Annotated in this window: 16 protein-coding genes and 1 tRNA gene; 12 read left to right on the top strand and 5 right to left on the bottom strand. The window is 57.7% G+C overall.

The window, feature by feature from the left end:
- Positions 1 to 3: 3 nt before the first annotated feature.
- From ftsH to ggt, 3 genes are read right to left on the bottom strand one after another with little or no spacing between them, the layout of a single operon-like run.
- Complete coding sequence (gene ftsH, locus Q675_RS27310) at positions 4 to 1,905, bottom strand: ATP-dependent zinc metalloprotease FtsH (RefSeq protein ID WP_023011102.1); 1,902 nt, start codon at positions 1,903 to 1,905, stop codon at positions 4 to 6.
- Complete coding sequence (locus Q675_RS27305; protein ID WP_011784528.1) at positions 1,902 to 2,150, bottom strand: YkoF family thiamine/hydroxymethylpyrimidine-binding protein; 249 nt, start codon at positions 2,148 to 2,150, stop codon at positions 1,902 to 1,904. Before Q675_RS27305 ends, ftsH begins: the two co-directional genes overlap by 4 nt.
- Before the next feature lie 44 nt (positions 2,151 to 2,194).
- Positions 2,195 to 3,955 (bottom strand): gamma-glutamyltransferase, encoded by a 1,761-nt coding sequence (ggt, locus tag Q675_RS27300; RefSeq protein ID WP_023011101.1) that lies wholly within the window; start codon positions 3,953 to 3,955, stop codon positions 2,195 to 2,197.
- Positions 3,956 to 4,099: 144 nt separating this feature from the next.
- On the opposite strand from ggt, the gene purU reads away from it, so the two are divergent.
- The 12 genes from purU (at position 4,100) to pyrF (ending at position 18,448) form a co-directional block, all read left to right on the top strand.
- Positions 4,100 to 4,954, top strand: a complete 855-nt coding sequence (gene purU / locus Q675_RS27295; RefSeq protein WP_011784530.1) for a formyltetrahydrofolate deformylase — start codon at positions 4,100 to 4,102, stop codon at positions 4,952 to 4,954.
- Positions 4,955 to 5,080: 126 nt separating this feature from the next.
- A complete protein-coding gene (gene gyrA, locus Q675_RS27290) occupies positions 5,081 to 7,651 on the top strand; it encodes a DNA gyrase subunit A (protein WP_022992563.1) in 2,571 nt (856 codons plus the stop codon).
- Positions 7,648 to 8,730, top strand: a complete 1,083-nt coding sequence (gene serC / locus Q675_RS27285) for a 3-phosphoserine/phosphohydroxythreonine transaminase (protein ID WP_014421824.1) — start codon at positions 7,648 to 7,650, stop codon at positions 8,728 to 8,730. The genes gyrA and serC overlap by 4 nt, the downstream gene beginning before the upstream one ends.
- A 2-nt stretch (positions 8,731 to 8,732) precedes the next feature.
- Positions 8,733 to 9,830 (top strand): prephenate dehydratase, encoded by a 1,098-nt coding sequence (gene pheA / locus Q675_RS27280; protein WP_011784533.1) that lies wholly within the window; start codon positions 8,733 to 8,735, stop codon positions 9,828 to 9,830.
- 29 nt (positions 9,831 to 9,859) lie between these two features.
- Complete coding sequence (gene hisC / locus Q675_RS27275) at positions 9,860 to 10,984, top strand: histidinol-phosphate transaminase (RefSeq protein WP_023008144.1); 1,125 nt, start codon at positions 9,860 to 9,862, stop codon at positions 10,982 to 10,984.
- Position 10,985: 1 nt separating this feature from the next.
- Positions 10,986 to 13,214: a bifunctional prephenate dehydrogenase/3-phosphoshikimate 1-carboxyvinyltransferase gene (locus Q675_RS27270; RefSeq protein ID WP_031211294.1), complete on the top strand. Its 2,229-nt coding sequence runs from the start codon at positions 10,986 to 10,988 to the stop codon at positions 13,212 to 13,214.
- Entirely contained in the window at positions 13,214 to 13,894 is a 681-nt protein-coding gene (gene cmk, locus Q675_RS27265; RefSeq protein WP_023011099.1) for a (d)CMP kinase, read from the top strand. The genes Q675_RS27270 and cmk overlap by 1 nt, the downstream gene beginning before the upstream one ends.
- Before the next feature lie 129 nt (positions 13,895 to 14,023).
- Positions 14,024 to 15,715, top strand: coding sequence for a 30S ribosomal protein S1 (gene rpsA / locus Q675_RS27260; protein ID WP_011784537.1), 1,692 nt, complete (start codon positions 14,024 to 14,026; stop codon positions 15,713 to 15,715).
- Between the two features lie 132 nt (positions 15,716 to 15,847).
- Entirely contained in the window at positions 15,848 to 16,144 is a 297-nt protein-coding gene (locus Q675_RS27255; protein ID WP_011784538.1) for an integration host factor subunit beta, read from the top strand.
- A gap of 71 nt (positions 16,145 to 16,215) precedes the next feature.
- Complete coding sequence (locus tag Q675_RS27250; RefSeq protein WP_011784539.1) at positions 16,216 to 16,518, top strand: LapA family protein; 303 nt, start codon at positions 16,216 to 16,218, stop codon at positions 16,516 to 16,518.
- A complete protein-coding gene (lapB, locus tag Q675_RS27245) occupies positions 16,518 to 17,690 on the top strand; it encodes a lipopolysaccharide assembly protein LapB (protein WP_014421819.1) in 1,173 nt (390 codons plus the stop codon). Before Q675_RS27250 ends, lapB begins: the two co-directional genes overlap by 1 nt.
- 47 nt (positions 17,691 to 17,737) lie before the next feature.
- Positions 17,738 to 18,448 carry an orotidine-5'-phosphate decarboxylase gene (gene pyrF, locus Q675_RS27240; protein WP_023011097.1) on the top strand — a complete coding sequence of 237 codons (711 nt, stop codon included), beginning with the start codon at positions 17,738 to 17,740 and terminating at the stop codon, positions 18,446 to 18,448.
- 235 nt (positions 18,449 to 18,683) lie between these two features.
- Here pyrF and Q675_RS27235 read toward each other — a convergent pair.
- Together Q675_RS27235 and Q675_RS27230 are read right to left on the bottom strand one after the other, a co-directional pair.
- Positions 18,684 to 18,759 (bottom strand) — tRNA-Asn (locus tag Q675_RS27235).
- 70 nt (positions 18,760 to 18,829) lie between these two features.
- Positions 18,830 to 20,014, bottom strand: coding sequence for a pyridoxal phosphate-dependent aminotransferase (locus Q675_RS27230; protein WP_023008149.1), 1,185 nt, complete (start codon positions 20,012 to 20,014; stop codon positions 18,830 to 18,832).
- Positions 20,015 to 20,071: the final 57 nt, after the last annotated feature.

The following is a 20,071-nucleotide window of genomic DNA, read 5'->3' as shown; positions in this document are numbered from 1 at the left end:
TGTTCAGGCGGTCTCCCGGCTGCGAGCTTCCTCCAGCACCTCGGTTATTTCCCCGGCTGACAGGGTTTCCCTTTTCATGACGGCTCTGGCAAGGGCATCCAGTTCCTGCCGGTGTTCGGTCAGGAAGCTCACGGTAAAGGCTTCAAAGGCCAGTAATTGCGACTGGATTTCCGAGTCGATCATTTCCGCGAGTTTTTCGCTGTACTCCCGGGGCGCGCCCATTTCCCGGCCAAGGAACACATGTTCTTCGCCGATGCCCAGGCCCAGCGGGCCGATCTTTTCGCTCATGCCCCACTGGCCGACCATTCGTCTCAATAGTTTGGTGGCTTCTTTCAGGTCATTCTGGGCGCCGGTGCTGACCTCTCCGTAGATGATCTTTTCGGCAGAACGCCCGCCCAGCATCACCTTGATGCGGTCCTCCAGGTAACTTTCGGTGTAATTGTATTTGTCTTCTTTCGGGGTCTGTTCGGTCACTCCCATGGCCATGCCGTGGGGAATAATGGTGATCTTGGTGAGAGGATCTGCCTTGGGCATGTAATAGGCCATAATGGCATGCCCGCATTCGTGGTAGGCCACGGCTTCACGCTCTTCCGGTGTTAACTGGGCGTCCCTTTCCTCACCCAGAATCAGGCGATCGTGGGCCACTTCAAAACAGTGGTTGTTTACCTCAACGAGGTTGTCTCGGGCGGCTGTAAGGGCCGCTTCGTTCACCAGGTTTTTCAGGTCGGCGCCGGAGAAGCCGGTCGTGCGCGCGGCCACCTGCGTCAGGTCCACATCCGCAGCCAGCGGCACCTTGCGCACATGTACCTTCAGAATAGCTTCCCGGGCCTCCCGGTGAGGGCGGTCCAGGGTGATTTTCCGGTCAAACCGGCCCGGGCGCAGCAGAGCGGTGTCCAATACATCCGGGCGGTTGGTGGCGGCCAGCACAAGAACGTTCTCATGGGCCTCGAAACCGTCCATTTCCGTGAGGATCTGGTTCAGGGTCTGTTCGCGCTCGTCGTGGCCGCCCCCCAGGCCAGCTCCCCGTGAGCGTCCGACGGCGTCCAGCTCATCGATAAAGATCAGTGCCGGGGCTTCCTTGCGAGCCGTCTGGAACATGTCCCGAACCCGTGCCGCGCCAACGCCCACGAACATTTCGATAAACTCCGAGGCGCTGATGCTGAAGAAGGGGACTTCCGCCTCGCCGGCAATGGCCCGCGCCAACAGAGTCTTGCCGGTGCCCGGCGGGCCAACCAGGAGAACCCCTTTAGGCATCACGGCGCCCAGGCGACGATACTTATCCGGCGACTTCAGGAAGTCGATAATTTCCGAAATGTCCCGTTTTGCGGACTCAATGCCCGCTACATCGTCCAGTGTCGTGGTGGAGGTTTCTCTGCGGGCGCGGCGGGCCCTGGACTTGCCATAGTCAAAGGGGCCGCCGCCCTGAGTCATGCGTTTCTGGGCGGCACCCCAGAACCAGAACATCAGCGCCAATAACAGGATCCAGGGCAGGAAGCCCAGGATCAGCTCCTGCCACCAGGGGCGGCCGGAGCGGGAGCCTCGAACCAGTACTTCCTGTCTTTCCAGTAGTGGTAGTAGCTCCGGGTCTTCCACCTGTGGCCTGAGCGTTATGAAACTGCTCGACGGTGGCCGGCTGTCGTTGGCAAACCGGCTGGCACCGGAATCCGTAAAGCGTCCGCTGATCTCTTCGGTGCGCAGGGTAACTTCGGCAACCTGGCCGCTTATGACGGCCTGTTTGAACTCGGAATAGGCCAGTTCCTGTTGTTGCTGATGGTTGTTCCCCTGTAGCCACAAGAACATCAGGAAAATGGCCGCGCTCAACCACAGAAACGAGTACTGGTTTGGTATCGTCGGTCCCGGCTGCGGTATCTGGTCCTGCTTTCCGGGTTCGTTGCTGGGTGTCATTTCGGCCTCCGGTCACCCTCCATGATTTTTGCTACAAACACCGATTTACCGTAGGTCTCAAAAGACCATTTCATGGTGTCTGAGAGCACCTTCATCACTTCGTCATACTCGCCGAAGATCTCGGTACTCATGCGACCAGGGTGGACCTCAAGGCTGGTCTGTTCCAGGCGTGCAATCAGATCCCAGATCGGTTGTTTGTAGTCGTCCTTGAGCGGATAGCAGCTCAGTTGTACGGAAAGATACATCAGTTACCTCCTGTCCGGGATGCGCCCGGTCAATATTGAATGGCTCAGAATCCCATGGCAGACGAAGTGCTGCGCCGGGGATCGGCTCCGCCGTATAGCGTGCCGTCTTCGCCAATCAGGATGCTCTGGATGGCGCCCATGGCCGAGCCGGTGTTGATGGTGTGCCCTCGCGCCCGGAGCAGATCCAGAGTGTCCGGGCTGATACCCTGTTCCACCCGAATCTCGTCCGGTAACCACTGGTGGTGGATGCGCGGCGCACTGACGGCTGTCTGTATGTTCATATTATGGTCGATCACATTCATGATCACCTGCAAGGTGGTGGTGATGATCCGGGAGCCGCCGGGGCTGCCGGTTACCAGGAAATTGCGGTCGCCCTTTCGTACGATGGTCGGCGACATGGAGCTGAGCATGCGTTTACCTGGCTCCACCTTGTTGGCTTCGCCGCCGATCAGGCCATAAGCATTGGGAACCCCCGGCTTGGCGCTGAAATCGTCCATCTCGTTATTGAGCAGAAAGCCGGCACCGGCCACGGTAATGCCCGAGCCATAGCTGAAATTGATGGTGTAGGTGTTTGATACCGCGTTGCCCCAGCGGTCCACCACCGAGAAGTGTGTGGTCTCCGGGCTTTCCCAGGGCCCAGGTTTTCCAGGCGCGATCTCGCTGGCGGGCCGGGCCTTGTCTGCCTTGATGGATGTGCGAAGTTGGTCGGCGTAGCCCTTGCTGGTCAGCCCTTCCAGCGGCACAGCTACGAAGTCTGTATCCCCCAGGTATTCCGAGCGATCTGCGTATGCCAGTTTCATGGCCTCGGCCATGTGGTGAATGGTGTTTGCGGAGTTGTGCCCCCATTCGCCGATGGGGTAGTCCTCCAGAATGTTGAGGATCTGCACGATGTGAGTGCCGCCAGAGGAGGGCGGCGACATGGAGTAGATATCAAATCCCCGATAGGTGCCGTGGACCGGCTGGCGAACGGCCGGTTCGTAGTTGCGCAGGTCTTCCAGAGTAATCAGACCCTCGCCCCGTTGCATTTCCGCCACAATCAACCGGGCGGTTTCACCTTCATAGAAGCCTTTTACGCCCTGCTCGGCAATGCGCTGGAGGGTGTCGGCCAGTTCCGGCTGGCGAAACACTTCGCCAGGTTGTGGGGCCGATCCATCTTTTATATAGAAGGTAGCGAGGGTGGCTGGCCAGCGTTCAAGGCGGTCCCGGGCCTGCTCCAGGCCTTCGGTGAATCGGTGGGGCACCACAAAGCCCTCCCGGGCCAGTCGAATCGCCGGGGCCAGGGCTTGGCTCAGGCTCAGGGTGCCGTGCCGCTCCAGTGCCAGCGCCAGCCCGGCTACGGTGCCGGGTACCCCGGCGGCCTTATGGCTGAACCGGCTGCGTTCGCTCACGACATTGCCGTCCTGATCCTGAAACATGGTTTCGGTGGCTGCAGCCGGTGCGGTTTCGCGATAATCAATGGCTTCCGGGGCATCGCCGTTACCGGGCGAGTAGACCAGAAAGCCGCCACCGCCAATATTGCCGGAACGGGGTTGGGTGACGGCCAGGGCGAAGCCGGCGGTAACAGCGGCATCAATGGCGTTGCCTCCGTCTTTCAATACCTTCAGGGCAACCTCTGTGGCCAGGGTGTGGCTGGTGGCAACCATACCCTGGGTGCCCTGAACCGGATGGAAACGTTCCCCTTCCAGAATGGCCTGTTCGTTGGCGCTTGTGTTGTAGGCGAGCAGGAAAAGCATCAGCGCGGTTGTCGCTCTCCAGAGCCGCCTGTGGCTGATTTTCGAAGCGGGGCTGTAGATCACTCTGTCCATGGTCGGATTCCTCGTTTCTGGCTGTCAGATAGGCTATCATAGCCGGTCATTTTTACCGGTGCGTACCGACCATCGCCGTGAATGTCCGGTTTGTGGTTTCCTGTCGCGCCCGCTTTCCCCGGATTCAAGTTAAGGAAAGGCTTCATGGAGCATACCTATCGTCTTGTTATTTCCTGCCCGGACAGGGTCGGGATTGTTGCCAAGGTGAGTAATTTTCTGTCCACCTATAACGGCTGGATTACCGAGGCGAGCCACCACTCCGATACCCAGGCCGGCTGGTTTTTCATGCGGCATGAAATCAAGGCCGAATCGATACCGTTCGGGCTGGATCAGTTCCGTGCCGCCTTTGAGCCGATTGCCCGCGAGTTCAACATGAACTGGCACATTGCCGATTCCGCGCGCCCCAAGCGGGTTATCCTGATGTGCAGCAAGGAATCACACTGCCTCGCCGATCTGTTGCACCGCTGGCACAGCAAAGAGCTCAACTGCGAGATCGTTGCGGTGATTTCCAACCACGATGATCTGCGCCGTATGGTGGAGTGGCACGAGATTCCTTACCACCATGTGCCGGTGAGTAAAGAGAACAAGGCTGAGGCCTTCGCCCATATCGACGAGCTGTTCCAGCAATACGAAACCGACGTGGTGGTCCTGGCCCGTTACATGCAGATTCTGCCTGCCGAGCTGTGCGGAAAGTACTCCGGCAAGGTGATCAATATTCACCACAGCTTCCTGCCGTCGTTTGCGGGTGCCCGCCCATACCATCAGGCCTACAGCCGGGGTGTGAAGCTGATTGGTGCCACCTGCCACTATGTCACCCAGGATCTGGACGAGGGCCCGATCATCGAGCAGGACGTCATTCGGATCAGTCACAGCGACTCCATCGAAGACATGGTTCGCCTGGGTAAGGATGTGGAGAAAAATGTTCTGGCCCGCGGCTTGAGGTCCCACATTGAAGACCGCGTGATTACCTACGAAAACAAGACCGTGGTGTTTGATTAAGGCTTTACCACAGTTGCCCCCGGTGGGGGCGGTCTGTGGTATGCTTGGCGGTTTGTTGAAGAATAAAGACGGGGCCCGGAAACGGCCCCGGAACGACTTCCAGATAACGCAAAGGAACCTTTCTCGATGGGTGAGTTAGCCAAAGAGATCCTGCCGGTCAATATTGAAGACGAATTGAAACAGTCCTACCTCGATTACGCCATGAGCGTTATCGTTGGCCGGGCATTACCCGATGTCCGGGACGGCCTGAAGCCGGTACACCGCCGGGTGCTGTTCGCCATGTCCGAGTTGGGTAACGACTGGAACAAGGCCTACAAGAAGTCCGCCCGTGTGGTGGGTGACGTTATCGGTAAATATCACCCCCACGGTGACTCTGCGGTATACGACACCATCGTTCGAATGGCCCAGCCATTCTCCCTGCGCTACCCGCTGGTAGACGGCCAGGGTAACTTCGGTTCCATCGACGGCGACAATGCCGCCGCCATGCGTTACACCGAAATCCGCATGGAGAAGATCGCCCATTCGCTGCTGGCGGATCTCGACAAGGAAACCGTCGATTACGTAGACAACTACGACGGCACCGAACGTATTCCGGAAGTCCTGCCGACCCGTGTGCCTAACCTGCTAGTGAACGGCTCATCCGGTATTGCCGTGGGTATGGCGACCAATATTCCACCCCACAACCTGACGGAAGTGGTGAACGGCTGCCTGGCACTGATCGATAACCCGGATCTCACGGTCGATGAGCTGATGGAATTCATCCCGGGCCCGGACTTCCCCACCCAGGGCATCATCAATGGCCGTGCCGGTATCGTGGAAGCCTACCGCACAGGACGTGGCCGCATTTATATCCGTGCCCGCCACGAGATTGAGCAGGACAAGAAGACCGGCCGCGAATCCATCATCATCACCGAGCTGCCTTACCAGCTGAACAAGGCCCGTCTGATCGAGAAGATCGCGGAACTGGTGAAGGAAAAGCGCCTGGAAGGTATCTCTGAGCTGCGTGATGAATCGAACAAGGAAGGTATCCGGGTTGTGATCGAATTGCGTCGGGGCGAGAACCCGGATGTGATCATCAACAATCTGTTCGCCCAGACTCAGCTGGAAACCGTGTTCGGTATCAACATGGTGGCGCTGATCAACGGCGAGCCCAAGACCCTGAACCTGAAAGAAATGCTCGATGCGTTTGTGCGTCATCGTCGGGAGGTGGTCACCCGCCGCACCATTTATGAGCTGCGCAAGGCTCGTGAGCGGGGCCATATTCTGGAAGGTCTCACCGTTGCCCTGGCCAACATTGATGAAATCATCGAGTTGATCAAACAGTCGCCCTCCGCCGCAGAAGCGAAAGAAAAGCTGATGGACAAGGGCTGGGCACCTGGTGACGTACTGGCCATGCTGGAGCGTGCCGGTGAGGATGCTTGTCGTCCGGACGACCTGCCCGAGATCTATGGCCTGCGAGACGGCCTGTACCACCTGTCGCCGGAGCAGGCCCAGGCGATTCTGGATCTGCGACTGCACCGCCTGACCGGTCTGGAAACCGAAAAGCTCCAGAACGAGTACAAGGAAATCCTGGAGAAGATTGCCGATCTGCTGGATATCCTGGGTGATCCCGAGCGTCTGATGCAGGTGATTCGTGACGAACTGGCAGAGATTGTCAGCCAGTATGGCGATGAGCGCCGCACTGAGATCACCAGCTCCCGTCGCGACCTGACCATTGCAGACCTGATCGACGAAGAAGATCTGGTGGTGACTATTTCCCACAGTGGCTATGCCAAGACCCAGGCCGTTGAGGATTACCAGGCCCAGCGCCGTGGTGGCCGGGGTAAAGCGGCAACGTCGATGAAGGACGAAGACTTTATCGAGAAGCTGCTGGTGGCGAATTCCCACGACACCATTCTGTGCTTCTCCAACAAGGGTAAAGTGTACTGGCTGCGGGTATTCGAGATTCCCCGTGGCAGCCGCGGGTCCCGTGGCCGGCCCATGGTGAACATCCTGCCGCTGGACGAAGGAGAGCGTATTACCACCTTCCTGCCGGTGCGGGATTACCCGGAAGACCAGTTTGTGTTGATGGCCACCTCGGCTGGTGTGGTCAAGAAGACACCGCTGCCGAACTTCTCGCGCCCGCGCAGCAGTGGCCTGATTGCCCTGAATCTCGATGAGGGTGACACCCTGATTGGTGCCGCCATTACCGATGGTTCTGCCGAAGTGATGCTGTTTTCCAGTGCCGGTAAAGCGGTGCGCTTCCAGGAAGAGCAGGTTCGCCCGATGAGCAGGACGGCTCGTGGTGTCCGCGGTATCAAGATGCCGGAAGGCCACCATGTCGTGTCCCTGATCATTCCGCAGGAAGGCGGTGTGATTCTGACGGCCAGTGAGCATGGTTATGGCAAGCGCACGGCCATTGATGAATTCCCGGCCTACAGCCGTGGCAGTCAGGGCGTTATCGCCATGCAGTGCTCCGAGCGAAACGGTAATCTGGTGACTGCGCTGCAACTGTTTGATGGCGACCAGATGATGCTGATCTCCGACAAGGGCACACTGGTGCGTACCCGCACTGATGAGGTGTCGGTACTGAGCCGGAATACCCAGGGCGTGCGTCTGATCCGTCTGGCCCAGGAAGATGAGCGCCTGGTGGGTGTGGAGCGGATTGCAGAATCCGATGATGAAGAAGAAGTGGAAGGCGAGGAAACCGAAGAATGAGCAGGGCGTTCAATTTCTGTGCTGGTCCGGCCACCTTGCCGGAAGCTGTGCTGAAGCAGGCCCAGAGCGAAATGCTCGATTGGCGCGGCACCGGCATGTCGGTGATGGAGATGAGCCATCGCAGCGATGAGTTTGTTGCCATTGCAGAAGCGGCTGAGAAGGATCTCCGTGAATTGGCCGGTATTTCAGATGATTACGCTGTACTCTTCATGCAGGGTGGAGCTTCCAGCCAGTTCTCGACCATTCCGCTGAATCTGCTTGGTGACAAGGCCTCGGCCGATTACGTGAACACCGGTATCTGGTCGAAAAAGGCCATTGCCGAAGCCAAGCGCTACGGTAATGTGAATGTGGTTGCCAGCTCTGAAGACAGCGGGTTTACCACCATTCCGGATCAGTCCGGCTGGAATACCAGTGCCGATGCCGCTTACCTGCATTACACGCCGAACGAAACCATCGGTGGCCTGGAATACGATTTTATTCCGGACAGTGGCAATGTGCCGCTGGTGGCGGATATGTCTTCCACCATGCTGTCCCGGCCGCTGGATATCAGCAAATTCGGTCTGATCTATGCCGGCGCCCAGAAGAACATCGGCCCCTCGGGCCTGGTGGTGGTAATTATCCGTAAGGATCTCCTGGGTAAGGCCCGGAAAGAGACGCCGACCATGATGAACTATCAGGTCATCGCCGATAACGGCTCCATGTACAACACCCCGGCGACCTATTCCTGGTACCTGTCCGGGCTGGTGTTCAAGTGGCTGAAAGAGCAGGGCGGTGTTCAAGCCATGGGCGAGATGAACGCCCGGAAAGCAAAGAAGCTGTATGGCTTCATTGATGCCAACGATTTCTACGCCAACCCCATTGAACCACGCTTCCGCTCCTGGATGAACGTACCGTTCACTCTGGCCGATGATGCGCTTAATGCTGAATTTCTGAAAGGCGCTGAAGCCCGGCATCTGCTCAACCTGCAGGGGCATCGCTCCGTCGGTGGTATGCGTGCCAGCATCTACAACGCCATGCCGGAAGAAGGTGTCGACGCCCTGATCGACTACATGGCGGAATTTGCGAAGGAGCGGGGCTGATCATGACGGATGAGAAGACCCGCCTGGGGGAATTAAGGGAGGAGATCGACGCCCTCGATCAGCAGATCATGGAGCTGATCAGTGCCCGGGCGAAATGTGCGCAGGAAGTGGCCCATGTCAAAATGGCGGCCAATCCCGGTGAGGATGTATTCTTTTACCGGCCTGAGCGCGAAGCTCAGGTGCTGCGCCGGATCAAGGAAAAGAACCCGGGGCCTTTGCCCGCTGAAGAAATGGCGCGGCTGTTCCGTGAGATCATGTCGGCTTGCCTGGCGCTGGAAAAGCCCATGCATATTGCTTTCCTGGGCCCGGTAGGCACCTTCACCCAGGCGGCGGCGCTCAAACACTTCGGCCACTCTGTCGTCAGCGTGCCGCTGCCCGCGATTGATGCGGTATTCCGCGAGGTGGAGTCCGGTGCGGCGCATTACGGTGTGGTGCCGGTGGAGAATTCCACTGAGGGTATGATCAATCACACCCTGGATATGTTCATGTCTTCGCCGTTGAAAATCTGCGGTGAGGTGCAGCTTCGCATTCATCATCATCTGCTGGTATCGCCGAAGCACAAGGATGAGGAAATTACCCGCATCTATTCCCATCAACAGTCGTTCGCCCAGTGCCGGCAGTGGCTGGATACACATCGCTACGGTATTGAGCGTATTACCGTTTCCAGCAATGCCGAGGCGGCGCGCCGCGCGGCTGAAGAGCCGGGCGCGGCGGCGATTGCCGGAGATATGGCGGCGGAGCTGTACGGTCTGGAAAAGCTGGCTAACAGCATTGAGGATCGCCCGGACAATACCACCCGCTTCCTGATCATTGGGCGGGAAGAGGTGCCGGCCAGTGGCCAGGACAAGTCCTCGATTCTGGTCTCCATGCGCAACAAACCGGGCGCTCTGTATCAGCTGCTGGAGCCGTTCCACCGTCACGGCATCAGTCTGACACGGATTGAAACGCGGCCTTCGCCCAGTGGCACCTGGGCTTATGTTTTCTACATTGATTTCGAAGGTCACATGCAGGATGACAGGATCAGCAAGGTACTGGCTGAAATTGATGAAGAAGCCGTGGAGCTGAAGCGCCTGGGGTCCTATCCCATCGGCGTACTTTGATTTCGAATGTCGATCCTGAGGAGAGTTCAATGGCAGTGGATTACCAGAGTCTTGCGGTAAAAGGTGTTCAGGCTCTGTCTCCGTACCAGCCCGGCAAGCCGATTGAAGAGCTGGCCCGGGAGCTGGGATTGAATCCGTCGGAGATCATCAAGCTGGCCAGCAATGAGAACCCGCTTGGGCCGAGTGAGAAAGCGGTATCGGCCGCCCGAAATGCCCTCGATGAAATGTGCCTGTACCCGGACGGCAATGGCTTTGATCTGAAGCAGGCTCTGGCTCGTCGCTTTGGCGTGGAAATGAGCCAGATCACCCTCGGTAATGGTTCCAACGATGTGCTGGAAGTCATTGCCCGGTGTTTCGCCGACTCTGATAGCGAAGTGGTGTTCTCCCAGTATGCCTTCGCGGTTTACCCGCTGGTAACCCAGGCGATTGGCGCCCGAGGTGTGGCGGTGCCTGCAAAAGACTGGGGGCACGATCTGGATGCCATGGCCGATGCGGTGACCGAGCGCACCAAGCTGGTGTTTGTTGCTAATCCGAATAATCCCACCGGTACCGTGCACACCGCCGATGCGATTGAAGCGTTTCTGGATCGTATCCCTGAACAGGTTTTGATTGTTCTGGATGAAGCCTACTGCGAATACCTTGTTGGTGACGAGTACCCGGATGGTATTCGACTGCTGGACAAATACCCGAACCTGATTGTCTGCCGCACCTTTTCCAAGGCGTGGGGGCTTGCAGCGTTGCGAGTGGGCTACAGCATCAGTTCTCCGGCCATTGCTGACATCCTGAACCGGGTTCGCCAGCCATTCAATGTCGATACCGTTGCCCTGGCGGCGGCCACAGCAGTTCTTGAGGATGAGGCCTATCTGCAGAAATCCCGGGAGGTGAACGAAGCCGGCCTGCAACAACTGGCGGAAGGCTTCGATCGCATGGGGCTTTCCTACATCCCTTCGGCAGGCAACTTCATTGCCGTGGAAGTGGGTGAGCCAGCCGCCGGTATCTATCAGGCCTTGTTGGCCCATGGCGTGATTGTTCGGCCCGTCGCTGGTTATGGCATGCCCCGGCACCTGCGTGTATCGGTCGGCCTTCCGCAAGAAAATGAACGTTTTCTTGATGCGCTGGCTGAGGCATTGGCGTCAGCAGGGCTGGGGGCATGAAGTGACAGTTCCGAGTGCGCCTTTTCGTCGGGTTGCGGTTATCGGCCTGGGGCTGATTGGCGGTTCTCTGGCCAGCGCCATACGCACGCAACAGCTTGCGGGAATGGTGACCGGTTTTGATACCCGTCAGGATGAACTGGCTCTCGGCGTTGAACTGGGTGTAATAGACGAGGCTGCGGATTCCATCGAGCAGGCCGTAAAGGGCAGTGATCTGGTGGTGTTGGCCGTTCCGGTGCGGGCCACCCGTGCGGTGTTGGAACAAATTCGGCCCGTTCTCGAAGAGGGCGCCATCCTTTCTGATGTGGGTAGTACCAAGTCCAGTTTTGTTGCTGATGTGGAGGCAGTGTTTGGTGAGCTGCCGCCCTGGGTAATACCCGGCCATCCCATTGCCGGTTCCGAGAAGAGCGGTATCCGTGCGGCCCGGCCCGATCTCTTTGCCAATCACAAGGTGATCCTGACGCCGTCGCAAAATGCCGACCAAGATGGCCTGAATCGTTTGCGGACCGTCTGGGAAGGTGCCGGTGCGACCGTGCTTACCATGTCGGTGGGGTATCACGATGAGGTGCTCGCGGCCACCAGCCATTTACCCCACCTGATCGCTTTTTCGCTGGTAGACACTCTGGCGGGCGAAGATGAGAATATGGATATCTTCCGCTATGCCGCAGGTGGGTTCCGTGATTTTACCCGGATTGCCGCAAGCGATCCGGTGATGTGGCACGACATTTTTCTCTCCAATCGGGATGCTGTGCTCCGGGTCATAGACCATTTTACCGAAGATCTGGATCAACTCCGCGCTGCCATTGCCTGTGGCGATGGTGCCACGTTGCTCAGGGTTTTCAGCCGTGCCAAGGCGGCGCGGGAACATTTTTCCAAAATGCTTTCAGGACAGGCGTACGTGACTAACAACAGCGATAAACAGGTGACTTTCCAAATGCAGCCGGGCGGCACCGTGAGAGGTGACATCCGGGTTCCGGGCGACAAGTCCATGTCTCACCGTTCCATCATGCTCGGTGCCCTGGCTGAGGGGACAACCGAAGTGAAGGGCTTCCTGGAGGGGGAGGACAGTCTTGCCACCCTGCAGGCGTTCCGGGATATGGGCGTCACCATCGAAGGTCCGGATGACGGCTTCGTGCGCATTCACGGCGTCGGTATGAAAGGCCTGCAGGCGCCCCGTGGCCCGTTGTATCTGGGTAACTCGGGTACGGCCATGCGCCTGTTTGCCGGATTGCTGGCCGCTCAGCCCTTCGATTCTGAGCTCACGGGCGATGCCAGTTTGTCGAAGCGGCCTATGGGGCGCGTGGCAGATCCACTGCGTGCCATGGGAGCGGTCATCGACACCGGTGAGGGTGGTCGGCCGCCGTTGAAGATTCGGGGTGGACATGCACTCACGGGCATTCATTACGAAATGCCGGTGGCCAGTGCCCAGGTGAAATCCTGCCTGCTGCTGGCGGGACTCTACGCTGAGGGTGTTACCTCGGTGACTGAGCCGGCGCCAACCCGGGATCATACCGAGCGCATGCTGGAGGGTTTCGGTTACCACGTTCACCGCGATGGTGCGACTGCCAGTGTCACCGGTGGAGGCAAACTGTCTGCTTGCGCCATTGATGTGCCGGCTGATATTTCCTCGGCCGCGTTTTTCCTGGTGGCGGCCAGTATTGCCGAAGATTCTGACCTGACGCTTCGCCACGTTGGCATGAACCCCACCCGTGTAGGTGTAATCAATATCCTGAAACAGATGGGTGCCAACATTGAAGTGTTCAATGAGAAGGTCATCGGTGGAGAGCCGGTAGCCGATCTTCGGGTACAGTCAGCCCGCTTGAAGGGCATTGACATTCCGGAAGAGCAGGTGCCGCTGGCCATTGACGAGTTCCCGGTACTGTTTATCGCCGCTGCCTGTGCGGAAGGGCGCACGGTATTGCGCGGCGCCGAGGAACTTCGGGTGAAAGAGAGCGACCGTATCCAGGTGATGGCGGACGGTCTCGCGGCTCTGGGTGTGGAGACCACCGTGACACCCGACGGCATCATTATAGATGGCGGCCAGGAAATAGGCGGCGGTACCGTGGAAAGCCATGGTGATCATCGCATTTCCATGTCGTTTGCGGTGGCATCATTGCGCGCAACCGGACCTATCCGGATCAACGATTGCGCCAACGTCGCCACATCGTTCCCGGGTTTTGTTGATCTGGCATTGCAGACAGGTATTCGAATTAACGCAGAAGGTAGTGATTGATGAGTGATAGCAAGGCACCGGTAATTACGGTTGACGGCCCTGGCGGTTCTGGCAAGGGTACCGTTACCCAGATGTTGGCCCGCAAACTGGGCTGGCATCTGCTCGACAGTGGTGCCTTGTATCGGCTGACGGCCCTGGCGGCTGCCCGCCAGGGGGTTGCGCTGGACGACGAGCCGGCACTGGTTCGGGTTGCCGCAGGGCTCGATGTTGCGTTCATGCCGACGCCTCCGGGTGAGCCTGCGAAGGTTCTGTTGGCCGGGGAAGATGTTACCTCCGAAATCCGCACCGAGACCTGCGGTGATAACGCGTCAAAAGTCGCCGTCATGCAACCGGTGCGCGATGCCTTATTGCAGCGCCAGCGCGATTTCAGGGTGGCGCCCGGGCTGGTGGCCGATGGCCGCGATATGGGTACGGTGGTCTTTCCGGATGCACCGGTCAAAATCTTCCTGACCGCCAGTGCCGAGGAGCGGGCCCGCAGGCGCTACAATCAGTTGAAGGAAGCAGGTGTCGATGTTAACATTGACGCCCTTTTAGAGGAGATACGGGTTCGTGATGAGCGGGATATGAACCGTTCGGCGGCCCCCCTCAAGCCTGCGGATGATGCGCAAGTCATTGATTCTACGGGTTTGAGTATCGAAGAGGTGTTAGACAGGTGTATGGCCGCAGCAGGTCAGGCCTGACTACACCTTTTTGTCGTTGAAATGCCGGAACAGCGTACTCTGCCAGCCGCTGGCTGATTCCGGACATCGTTAACAGACCGTGTTGCTGGTGACACGGAGCACACTTGCGTTGATCATATAGGGCACATAATGAGCGAGAGCTTTGCGGATCTTTTTGAAGAAAGTCTAAAAGAAATTGACATGCAACCGGGTTCCATCGTCCAGGGAACCGTAGTTGACGTCGACAACGACTGGGTCACCGTTAACGCCGGACTGAAGTCCGAGGGCGTTATCCCCGCCTCCCAGTTCCTGAACGAAAAAGGCGAGTTGGAAGTAGCTGTCGGCGATGTTGTCGATGTGGCTCTCGATGCAGTTGAAGACGGTTTCGGTGAAACCCGTCTGTCCCGTGAAAAGGCCAAGCGCGCTGAAGCGTGGAAGGTTCTCGAGAAGTCCTTCGAAGCTGAGGAAGTGGTCAAGGGTATTATCAATGGCAAGGTCAAAGGTGGTTTCACTGTTGATCTGGCCGGCATCCGTGCCTTCCTGCCGGGTTCCCTGGTAGACGTTCGTCCGGTTCGCGACACTGCGCACCTGGAGAACAAAGAGCTTGAATTCAAGGTTATCAAGCTGGACCAGAAGCGTAACAACGTGGTTGTTTCCCGCCGCGCCGTTCTGGAAGCTGAAAACAGCGAGCAGCGTGAAGCTCTGCTGGAAACCCTGACCGAAGGTCTGGAAATCAAGGGTATCGTCAAGAACCTGACCGACTACGGTGCATTCGTAGACCTGGGTGGTGTTGACGGCCTGCTGCACATCACTGATATGGCCTGGAAGCGCATCAAGCATCCGAGCGAAATCGTGAATGTGGGCGACGAAATCAATGTTAAAGTCCTGAAGTTTGACCGTGAGCGCAACCGTGTGTCTCTGGGTCTGAAGCAGCTGGGCGAAGATCCCTGGGTCGACATCAAAGGTCGTTACCCGGAAGGTTCCAAGGTTACTGCTCGCGTAACCAACCTGACCGACTACGGCTGCTTTGCCGAGCTGGAAGAGGGTGTTGAAGGTCTGGTCCACGTATCCGAAATGGATTGGACCAACAAGAACATCCATCCGTCCAAGGTTGTTCAGGTAGGTGACGAAGTAGAAGTGATGATCCTGGATATTGACGAAGAGCGTCGTCGTATCTCTCTGGGCATCAAGCAGTGCGTTGCCAACCCGTGGGAAGATTTCTCCAGCAACTTCAACAAGGGCGACCGTATCTCCGGCAAGATCAAGTCCATCACGGACTTCGGTATCTTCATCGGCCTGGACGGTGGCATCGATGGTCTGGTTCACCTGTCTGACATCAGCTGGAACGAGACTGGCGAAGAAGCCGTTCGCGAATACAAGAAGGGCGACGAAGTTGAAACCGTTATCCTGTCTGTTGATCCAGAGCGTGAGCGCATCTCCCTGGGCATCAAACAGCTGGAAAGCGATCCGTTTGCCGAGTTCGTTCAGCTGAACGACAAGGGCTCCATCGTTAAGGGCACCGTATCTGCGGTTGACGCCAAAGGCGCCACCATTGCCCTGAACGAAGAAGTTGAAGCGGTACTGAAAGCCTCTGAAATCAGCCGTGACCGCGTAGAAGACGCGCGTAACGTTCTGAAGGAAGGCGAAGAAGTTGAAGCGAAGATCATCAGCATCGATCGCAAAAACCGCGTGATCAACCTGTCTGTCAAGTCCAAAGACGTTGAGGACGACAAGCAGGCCCTGGAAAACGTACGCAGTAAGGCTGCAGAATCCTCAGGTGCCACCACTATCGGTGACCTGATCAAGGAGCAGATGCAGCAGCAGAACGCTAACAAGGACTAAGTTTCCGGTTGGTGTCAAAAAAACGGGCTCTAAGAGCCCGTTTTTTTTGTGTTTTTTTCTGGTTTGGCTAAACTAGAGGCATTGGGACCCGGTAATTTGCTGCGGAATAATAACGACAGAGGGAAAAGCCTCATGACGAAGTCCGAACTGGTTGAACTGATCGCTTCGAAGCAGACTCAGCTCTCCGTAAAGGATGTTGAGCTCGCGGTGAAAAGCATCATCGAGCATATGTCTCAGTCCCTTGCCGACGGCCAGCGAATTGAGATCCGTGGATTTGGCAGTTTTTCCCTGCATCATCGGGCTGCCCGCACCGGACGTAACCCGAAAACCGGAGACGCCGTGCAACTGCCAGCCAAGTTTGTGCCGCACTTCAAGCCCGGCAAAGAGCTGCGAGAGCAGGTCAACGACAGCATGAAAAAAGGTTTCTGAGGCCCCGAGAAGGCAATTAACACACGAAACCTCACATACCGGGCATCTGACCCGTTGGGAGCGCTTAAGACATGGCAGGACTGCGGAAGATCCTAATTACCTTGCTGGTTCTGGTTCTGATTCTTCTGGCGCTGGTGTTTTCCCTGAATAATCAGATGGCGGTCTCGCTCAACTTCCTGTTGTTCGAAACCCAGCCCCATGGCGTTGCTGTCTGGATCATCATGGCGTTTGTGATTGGTGCACTGGTTGGGGTGCTTGTGACTACCATGGCTACCGTCCGGACGTCTGTATCGCGCCGTCATCTGCAGAAGCGTCTTGAGCGGACAGAGCACGCACTCGAAAAATCCAGGGCACAAAACGACCGGGCACTTTGATGGACATGCTGTTTCAGTGGCTGCTTCTGACGGCGGCCGTTGCCGCTGGCTGGGCTGTAGGTCGATACGGAAACCGCTCTGGCCGCGCCTCCCGAGCCATTATGGACGAGGATTCCGTTCGGGACCGTCTGCAGTTTCTCTTTACCAACTACTCTGATCAGGCTGTCGAGAACTTCGTTCAATCCCTTGCCGTCAACAAAGACACCGTCAGCTTGCATCTCTCCATTGGCAGCCATTTCCGGAATAAGGGAGAGACAGACCGCGCCATTCTGATTCACCAGAATCTTCTTGCCAGGCCTGAGCTCCCGGCCCGTTATTCGCCCCAGGTTACCCAGGAACTGGCAATGGACTATCTGAATGCCGGATTGCTCGACCGGGCCGAAGCATTGTTTCACCAGTTGATGGGCGACCGCGAGTACGGGCGCCGCTCAGCCATTGCGTTGATTGAGCTCTATCAGCAGGAGAGAGAGTGGGAGAAGGCGGCCCAGGTGGCAAAAACCCTCACTCGTGGTGATGCGGATCCTGCTACCTTCAAAGCGCTGGCCTACATTACCTGCGAATTGTCTGATGGCGCCCTGAGCCGTAACGACGACCGCTGGACAGCGCAGAAGCTGGCGAAAGAAGCGCTGGATTACGACCGCTCCTGTGTGCGGGCAACCCTGCTGCTGATGAAGCTCCAGATTCGGCAGGGCAATTTTCGGGAGGCGGCAAACCAGTCCCTGAAAATTTTCGACCAGAATCCGGAGTTCGGTCCGGAAGCGATAGACCGATTGATGAAGCTGGAGCGTGAGCATGGTGATGTTTCACGCCTTTATAAAAAGCTTCGTAAGCTCTATGAGCAGTATCCCAGTACCAGCCTGCTGCTGGCCCTGGTGGAGTCAGTTGAGCGTTCCTCCGGCCGGCCGGCGGCCATTGATCTACTGCGCATGGAGCTCGAGACCAGGCCCTCCGTGCGAGGGCTTTTGCGGTTGGTGGAGATGGCGGGCTATGAAAAAGGCATGACCACCGATGAGGGGCGCCTTGTCAGCAGAATAGGGCACCTGATTCTCGCAAACCGCCCGGTCTACCGTTGCGTAAGCTGCGGATTCTCCGGCCAACAGTTACACTGGCTGTGCCCAAGCTGCAAACAGTGGGAAACCGTGCGTCCCATTCAGGGCGTAGAGGCGGAATAACCTCGCTTTGACCCATCCCGATTACCTTTCTACCCAGGAACCTGAACGTGCAAAACCTGAACGACCCGAAAATCATCGTCGCGCTCGACTTTCCTTCCCAGAATCCCGCCTTGGCCCTGGCTGATCAGCTTGATCCGGCAAAATGCCGCCTGAAAGTGGGCAAGGAGCTGTTTACGCGCTCAGGCCCGGATCTGGTAAAAGCGCTCCAGAGTCGCGGGTTTGATATTTTCCTGGATCTGAAATTTCACGATATCCCTAATACCACCTCGGCCGCGGTGGTCGCAGCTGCGGAACTGGGCGTGTGGATGGTGAATGTGCATGCCTCAGGCGGCGAGAAGATGATGGTGGCCTGCCGTGAACGCCTGGAAGCGTTCGGCAATGACCGCCCGCTCCTGATTGCGGTCACTGTATTGACCAGCATGTCTGACGAGGACCTTGCTGGTATCGGTATTACCGGTTCGGCAGAAGCCCATGTTTCCCGTCTGGCAACCCTGACCAAAAACAGCGGCCTGGACGGCGTGGTTTGCTCGGCTCAGGAAGCCCCGCGTCTGAAAGCGGAGCAGGGTAGTGACTTCCAGTTGATCACACCGGGAATCCGGCCGCTGACCGCAGACAAAGGCGACCAGCAACGCATTATGACCCCGGTTGATGCTCTCAAGGCGGGTTCCGACTACCTCGTCATTGGCCGGCCCATCACCCAGGCGCCTGACCCTCTGGCTGCTTTAGAGGCCATTCACGCTGAGGTCGCGGCGGTCTAGCTTTGTCCCGGTTACGGGTCCTGTCCCTAGCCTTCCGGGTTAGCGGGTAGGGCACGGACGGGTGTCGCTCCCGAAAACCGCTACAAGCACATCCATGTGCGCTTCTCTCCGGCCATCCATGGCCTCCGACATTTTCGGGAGCGACACCCGTCCGTGCCCGGCAGGCGATTATCCGAATACGAGGTCTAACGAAAAAAGCCCGCTAATTCAGAGAACTAGCGGGCTTTCGAAATAGTGGCTCCCCGAGCTGGGCTCGAACCAGCGACAAACGGATTAACAGTCCGTTGCTCTACCAACTGAGCTATCGGGGAACGTCGTCGTGTGACGAGGCGCGTATATTATGTTGGCCATACCGCCCCGTCAACCCCTCAGCTTAAAATTTTAGCCAAGAGCCTTCTGCAAACGCTCGACCGCCTTCTGCAGGTTATCCATGCTGGTGGCAAAGCTCAGCCGCATGTGCCCCGGGCAGCCAAACGCAGAGCCCGGAACCAGAGCCACGCCGGCCTCGGTCAGCAGCTTCTCGGCGAATTCCACATCGGTGCTCACGCCGTCAGTGGCATCGATTGCACCCTGGAAGCTCGGGAAGACATAAAACGTGCCGTCGCCGTTCAGGCAGTCCACACCAGGCAGCTTGTTCAGGGCCGCTACCAGCCAGTCGTGGCGTTCCCTGAAAGCCTTGACCATCTCGCCCACGCACGCCTGATCTCCATCCAGAGCGGCTGTTGCGGCGGCCTGGGAGATAGAGCAGGGGTTCGAGGTGCTCTGGGACTGGATCTTCTTCATGGCACCGATGATTTTTGCCGGGCCAGCGGCATAGCCGATACGCCAGCCAGTCATGGAGTAGGCCTTGGAGACACCGTTCAGTACGAAGGTGCGGTCATACAGCTCCGGGCAAGCGTTCAGGATGTTGCAGAACGGCTTGCCAGTCCACAGGATCGGCTCGTACATATCGTCGGTGGCAATCATGATGTTCGGGTGCTTTTTAAGCACCTCACCGATGGCCTGCAGCTCTTCCATGGTGTAAGCCATGCCACTGGGGTTGGACGGGCTGTTGATCACGAACAGGCGGGTGCGCTCAGTAATGGCGTTTTCCAGCTGTTCCGGCGTGATCTTGAAGCGAGTCTCTGCGGTGGTTTCGATGATCACCGGTTTGCCTTCGGCCACCAGCACCATATCCGGGTAGGAAACCCAGTAGGGTGCGGGAATGATGGCCTCGTCGCCTTCATTCAGTGTCGCCAGGGCGAGGTTGAAAAAGCTCTGTTTGCCACCACTGCTTACCAGTATCTGGTTGGCTTCGTATTCCAGGCCGTTGTCCCGTTTGAACTTCGCAATAATCGCTTTCTTCAGCGCGGGCGTACCATCCACGGCGGTGTACTTGGTCTGGCCGTTGTTGATGGCGTCGATAGCCGCCTGTTTGATGTGATCGGGGGTGTCGAAGTCAGGCTCGCCAGCACCGAGGCCGATAATATCCTGGCCGGCCGCACGGAGTTCAGCGGCTTTATTGGTAACTGCGAGGGTGGGGGAAGGCTTGATCGCCTGTACTCGGCTGGAAAGTTGAAGGTCCAAACTTGAGCTCCTTAAAGCTGCGTCTTATTGGGCTGCGATCGGCCGGGCAACTGGAGC

This window comes from Marinobacter sp. EN3, from assembly GCF_000475315.1.
Taxonomy (GTDB): domain Bacteria; phylum Pseudomonadota; class Gammaproteobacteria; order Pseudomonadales; family Oleiphilaceae; genus Marinobacter; species Marinobacter nauticus.
The sequence above is the reverse complement of the archived record's forward strand: the minus strand, read 5'-3'. Positions and strand labels throughout refer to the sequence as shown.

Excerpts from the sequence above, each read along its gene's own strand:
- ftsH (WP_023011102.1), bottom strand. The coding sequence starts at position 1,905 with ATGACACCCAGCAACGAACCCGGAAAGCAGGACCAGATACCGCAGCCG.
- Q675_RS27305 (WP_011784528.1), bottom strand. The coding sequence starts at position 2,150 with ATGTATCTTTCCGTACAACTGAGCTGCTATCCGCTCAAGGACGACTAC.
- ggt (WP_023011101.1), bottom strand. The coding sequence starts at position 3,955 with ATGGACAGAGTGATCTACAGCCCCGCTTCGAAAATCAGCCACAGGCGG.
- purU (WP_011784530.1), top strand. The coding sequence starts at position 4,100 with ATGGAGCATACCTATCGTCTTGTTATTTCCTGCCCGGACAGGGTCGGG.
- gyrA (WP_022992563.1), top strand. The coding sequence starts at position 5,081 with ATGGGTGAGTTAGCCAAAGAGATCCTGCCGGTCAATATTGAAGACGAA.
- serC (WP_014421824.1), top strand. The coding sequence starts at position 7,648 with ATGAGCAGGGCGTTCAATTTCTGTGCTGGTCCGGCCACCTTGCCGGAA.
- pheA (WP_011784533.1), top strand. The coding sequence starts at position 8,733 with ATGACGGATGAGAAGACCCGCCTGGGGGAATTAAGGGAGGAGATCGAC.
- hisC (WP_023008144.1), top strand. The coding sequence starts at position 9,860 with ATGGCAGTGGATTACCAGAGTCTTGCGGTAAAAGGTGTTCAGGCTCTG.
- cmk (WP_023011099.1), top strand. The coding sequence starts at position 13,214 with ATGAGTGATAGCAAGGCACCGGTAATTACGGTTGACGGCCCTGGCGGT.
- rpsA (WP_011784537.1), top strand. The coding sequence starts at position 14,024 with ATGAGCGAGAGCTTTGCGGATCTTTTTGAAGAAAGTCTAAAAGAAATT.
- Q675_RS27255 (WP_011784538.1), top strand. The coding sequence starts at position 15,848 with ATGACGAAGTCCGAACTGGTTGAACTGATCGCTTCGAAGCAGACTCAG.
- Q675_RS27250 (WP_011784539.1), top strand. The coding sequence starts at position 16,216 with ATGGCAGGACTGCGGAAGATCCTAATTACCTTGCTGGTTCTGGTTCTG.
- lapB (WP_014421819.1), top strand. The coding sequence starts at position 16,518 with ATGGACATGCTGTTTCAGTGGCTGCTTCTGACGGCGGCCGTTGCCGCT.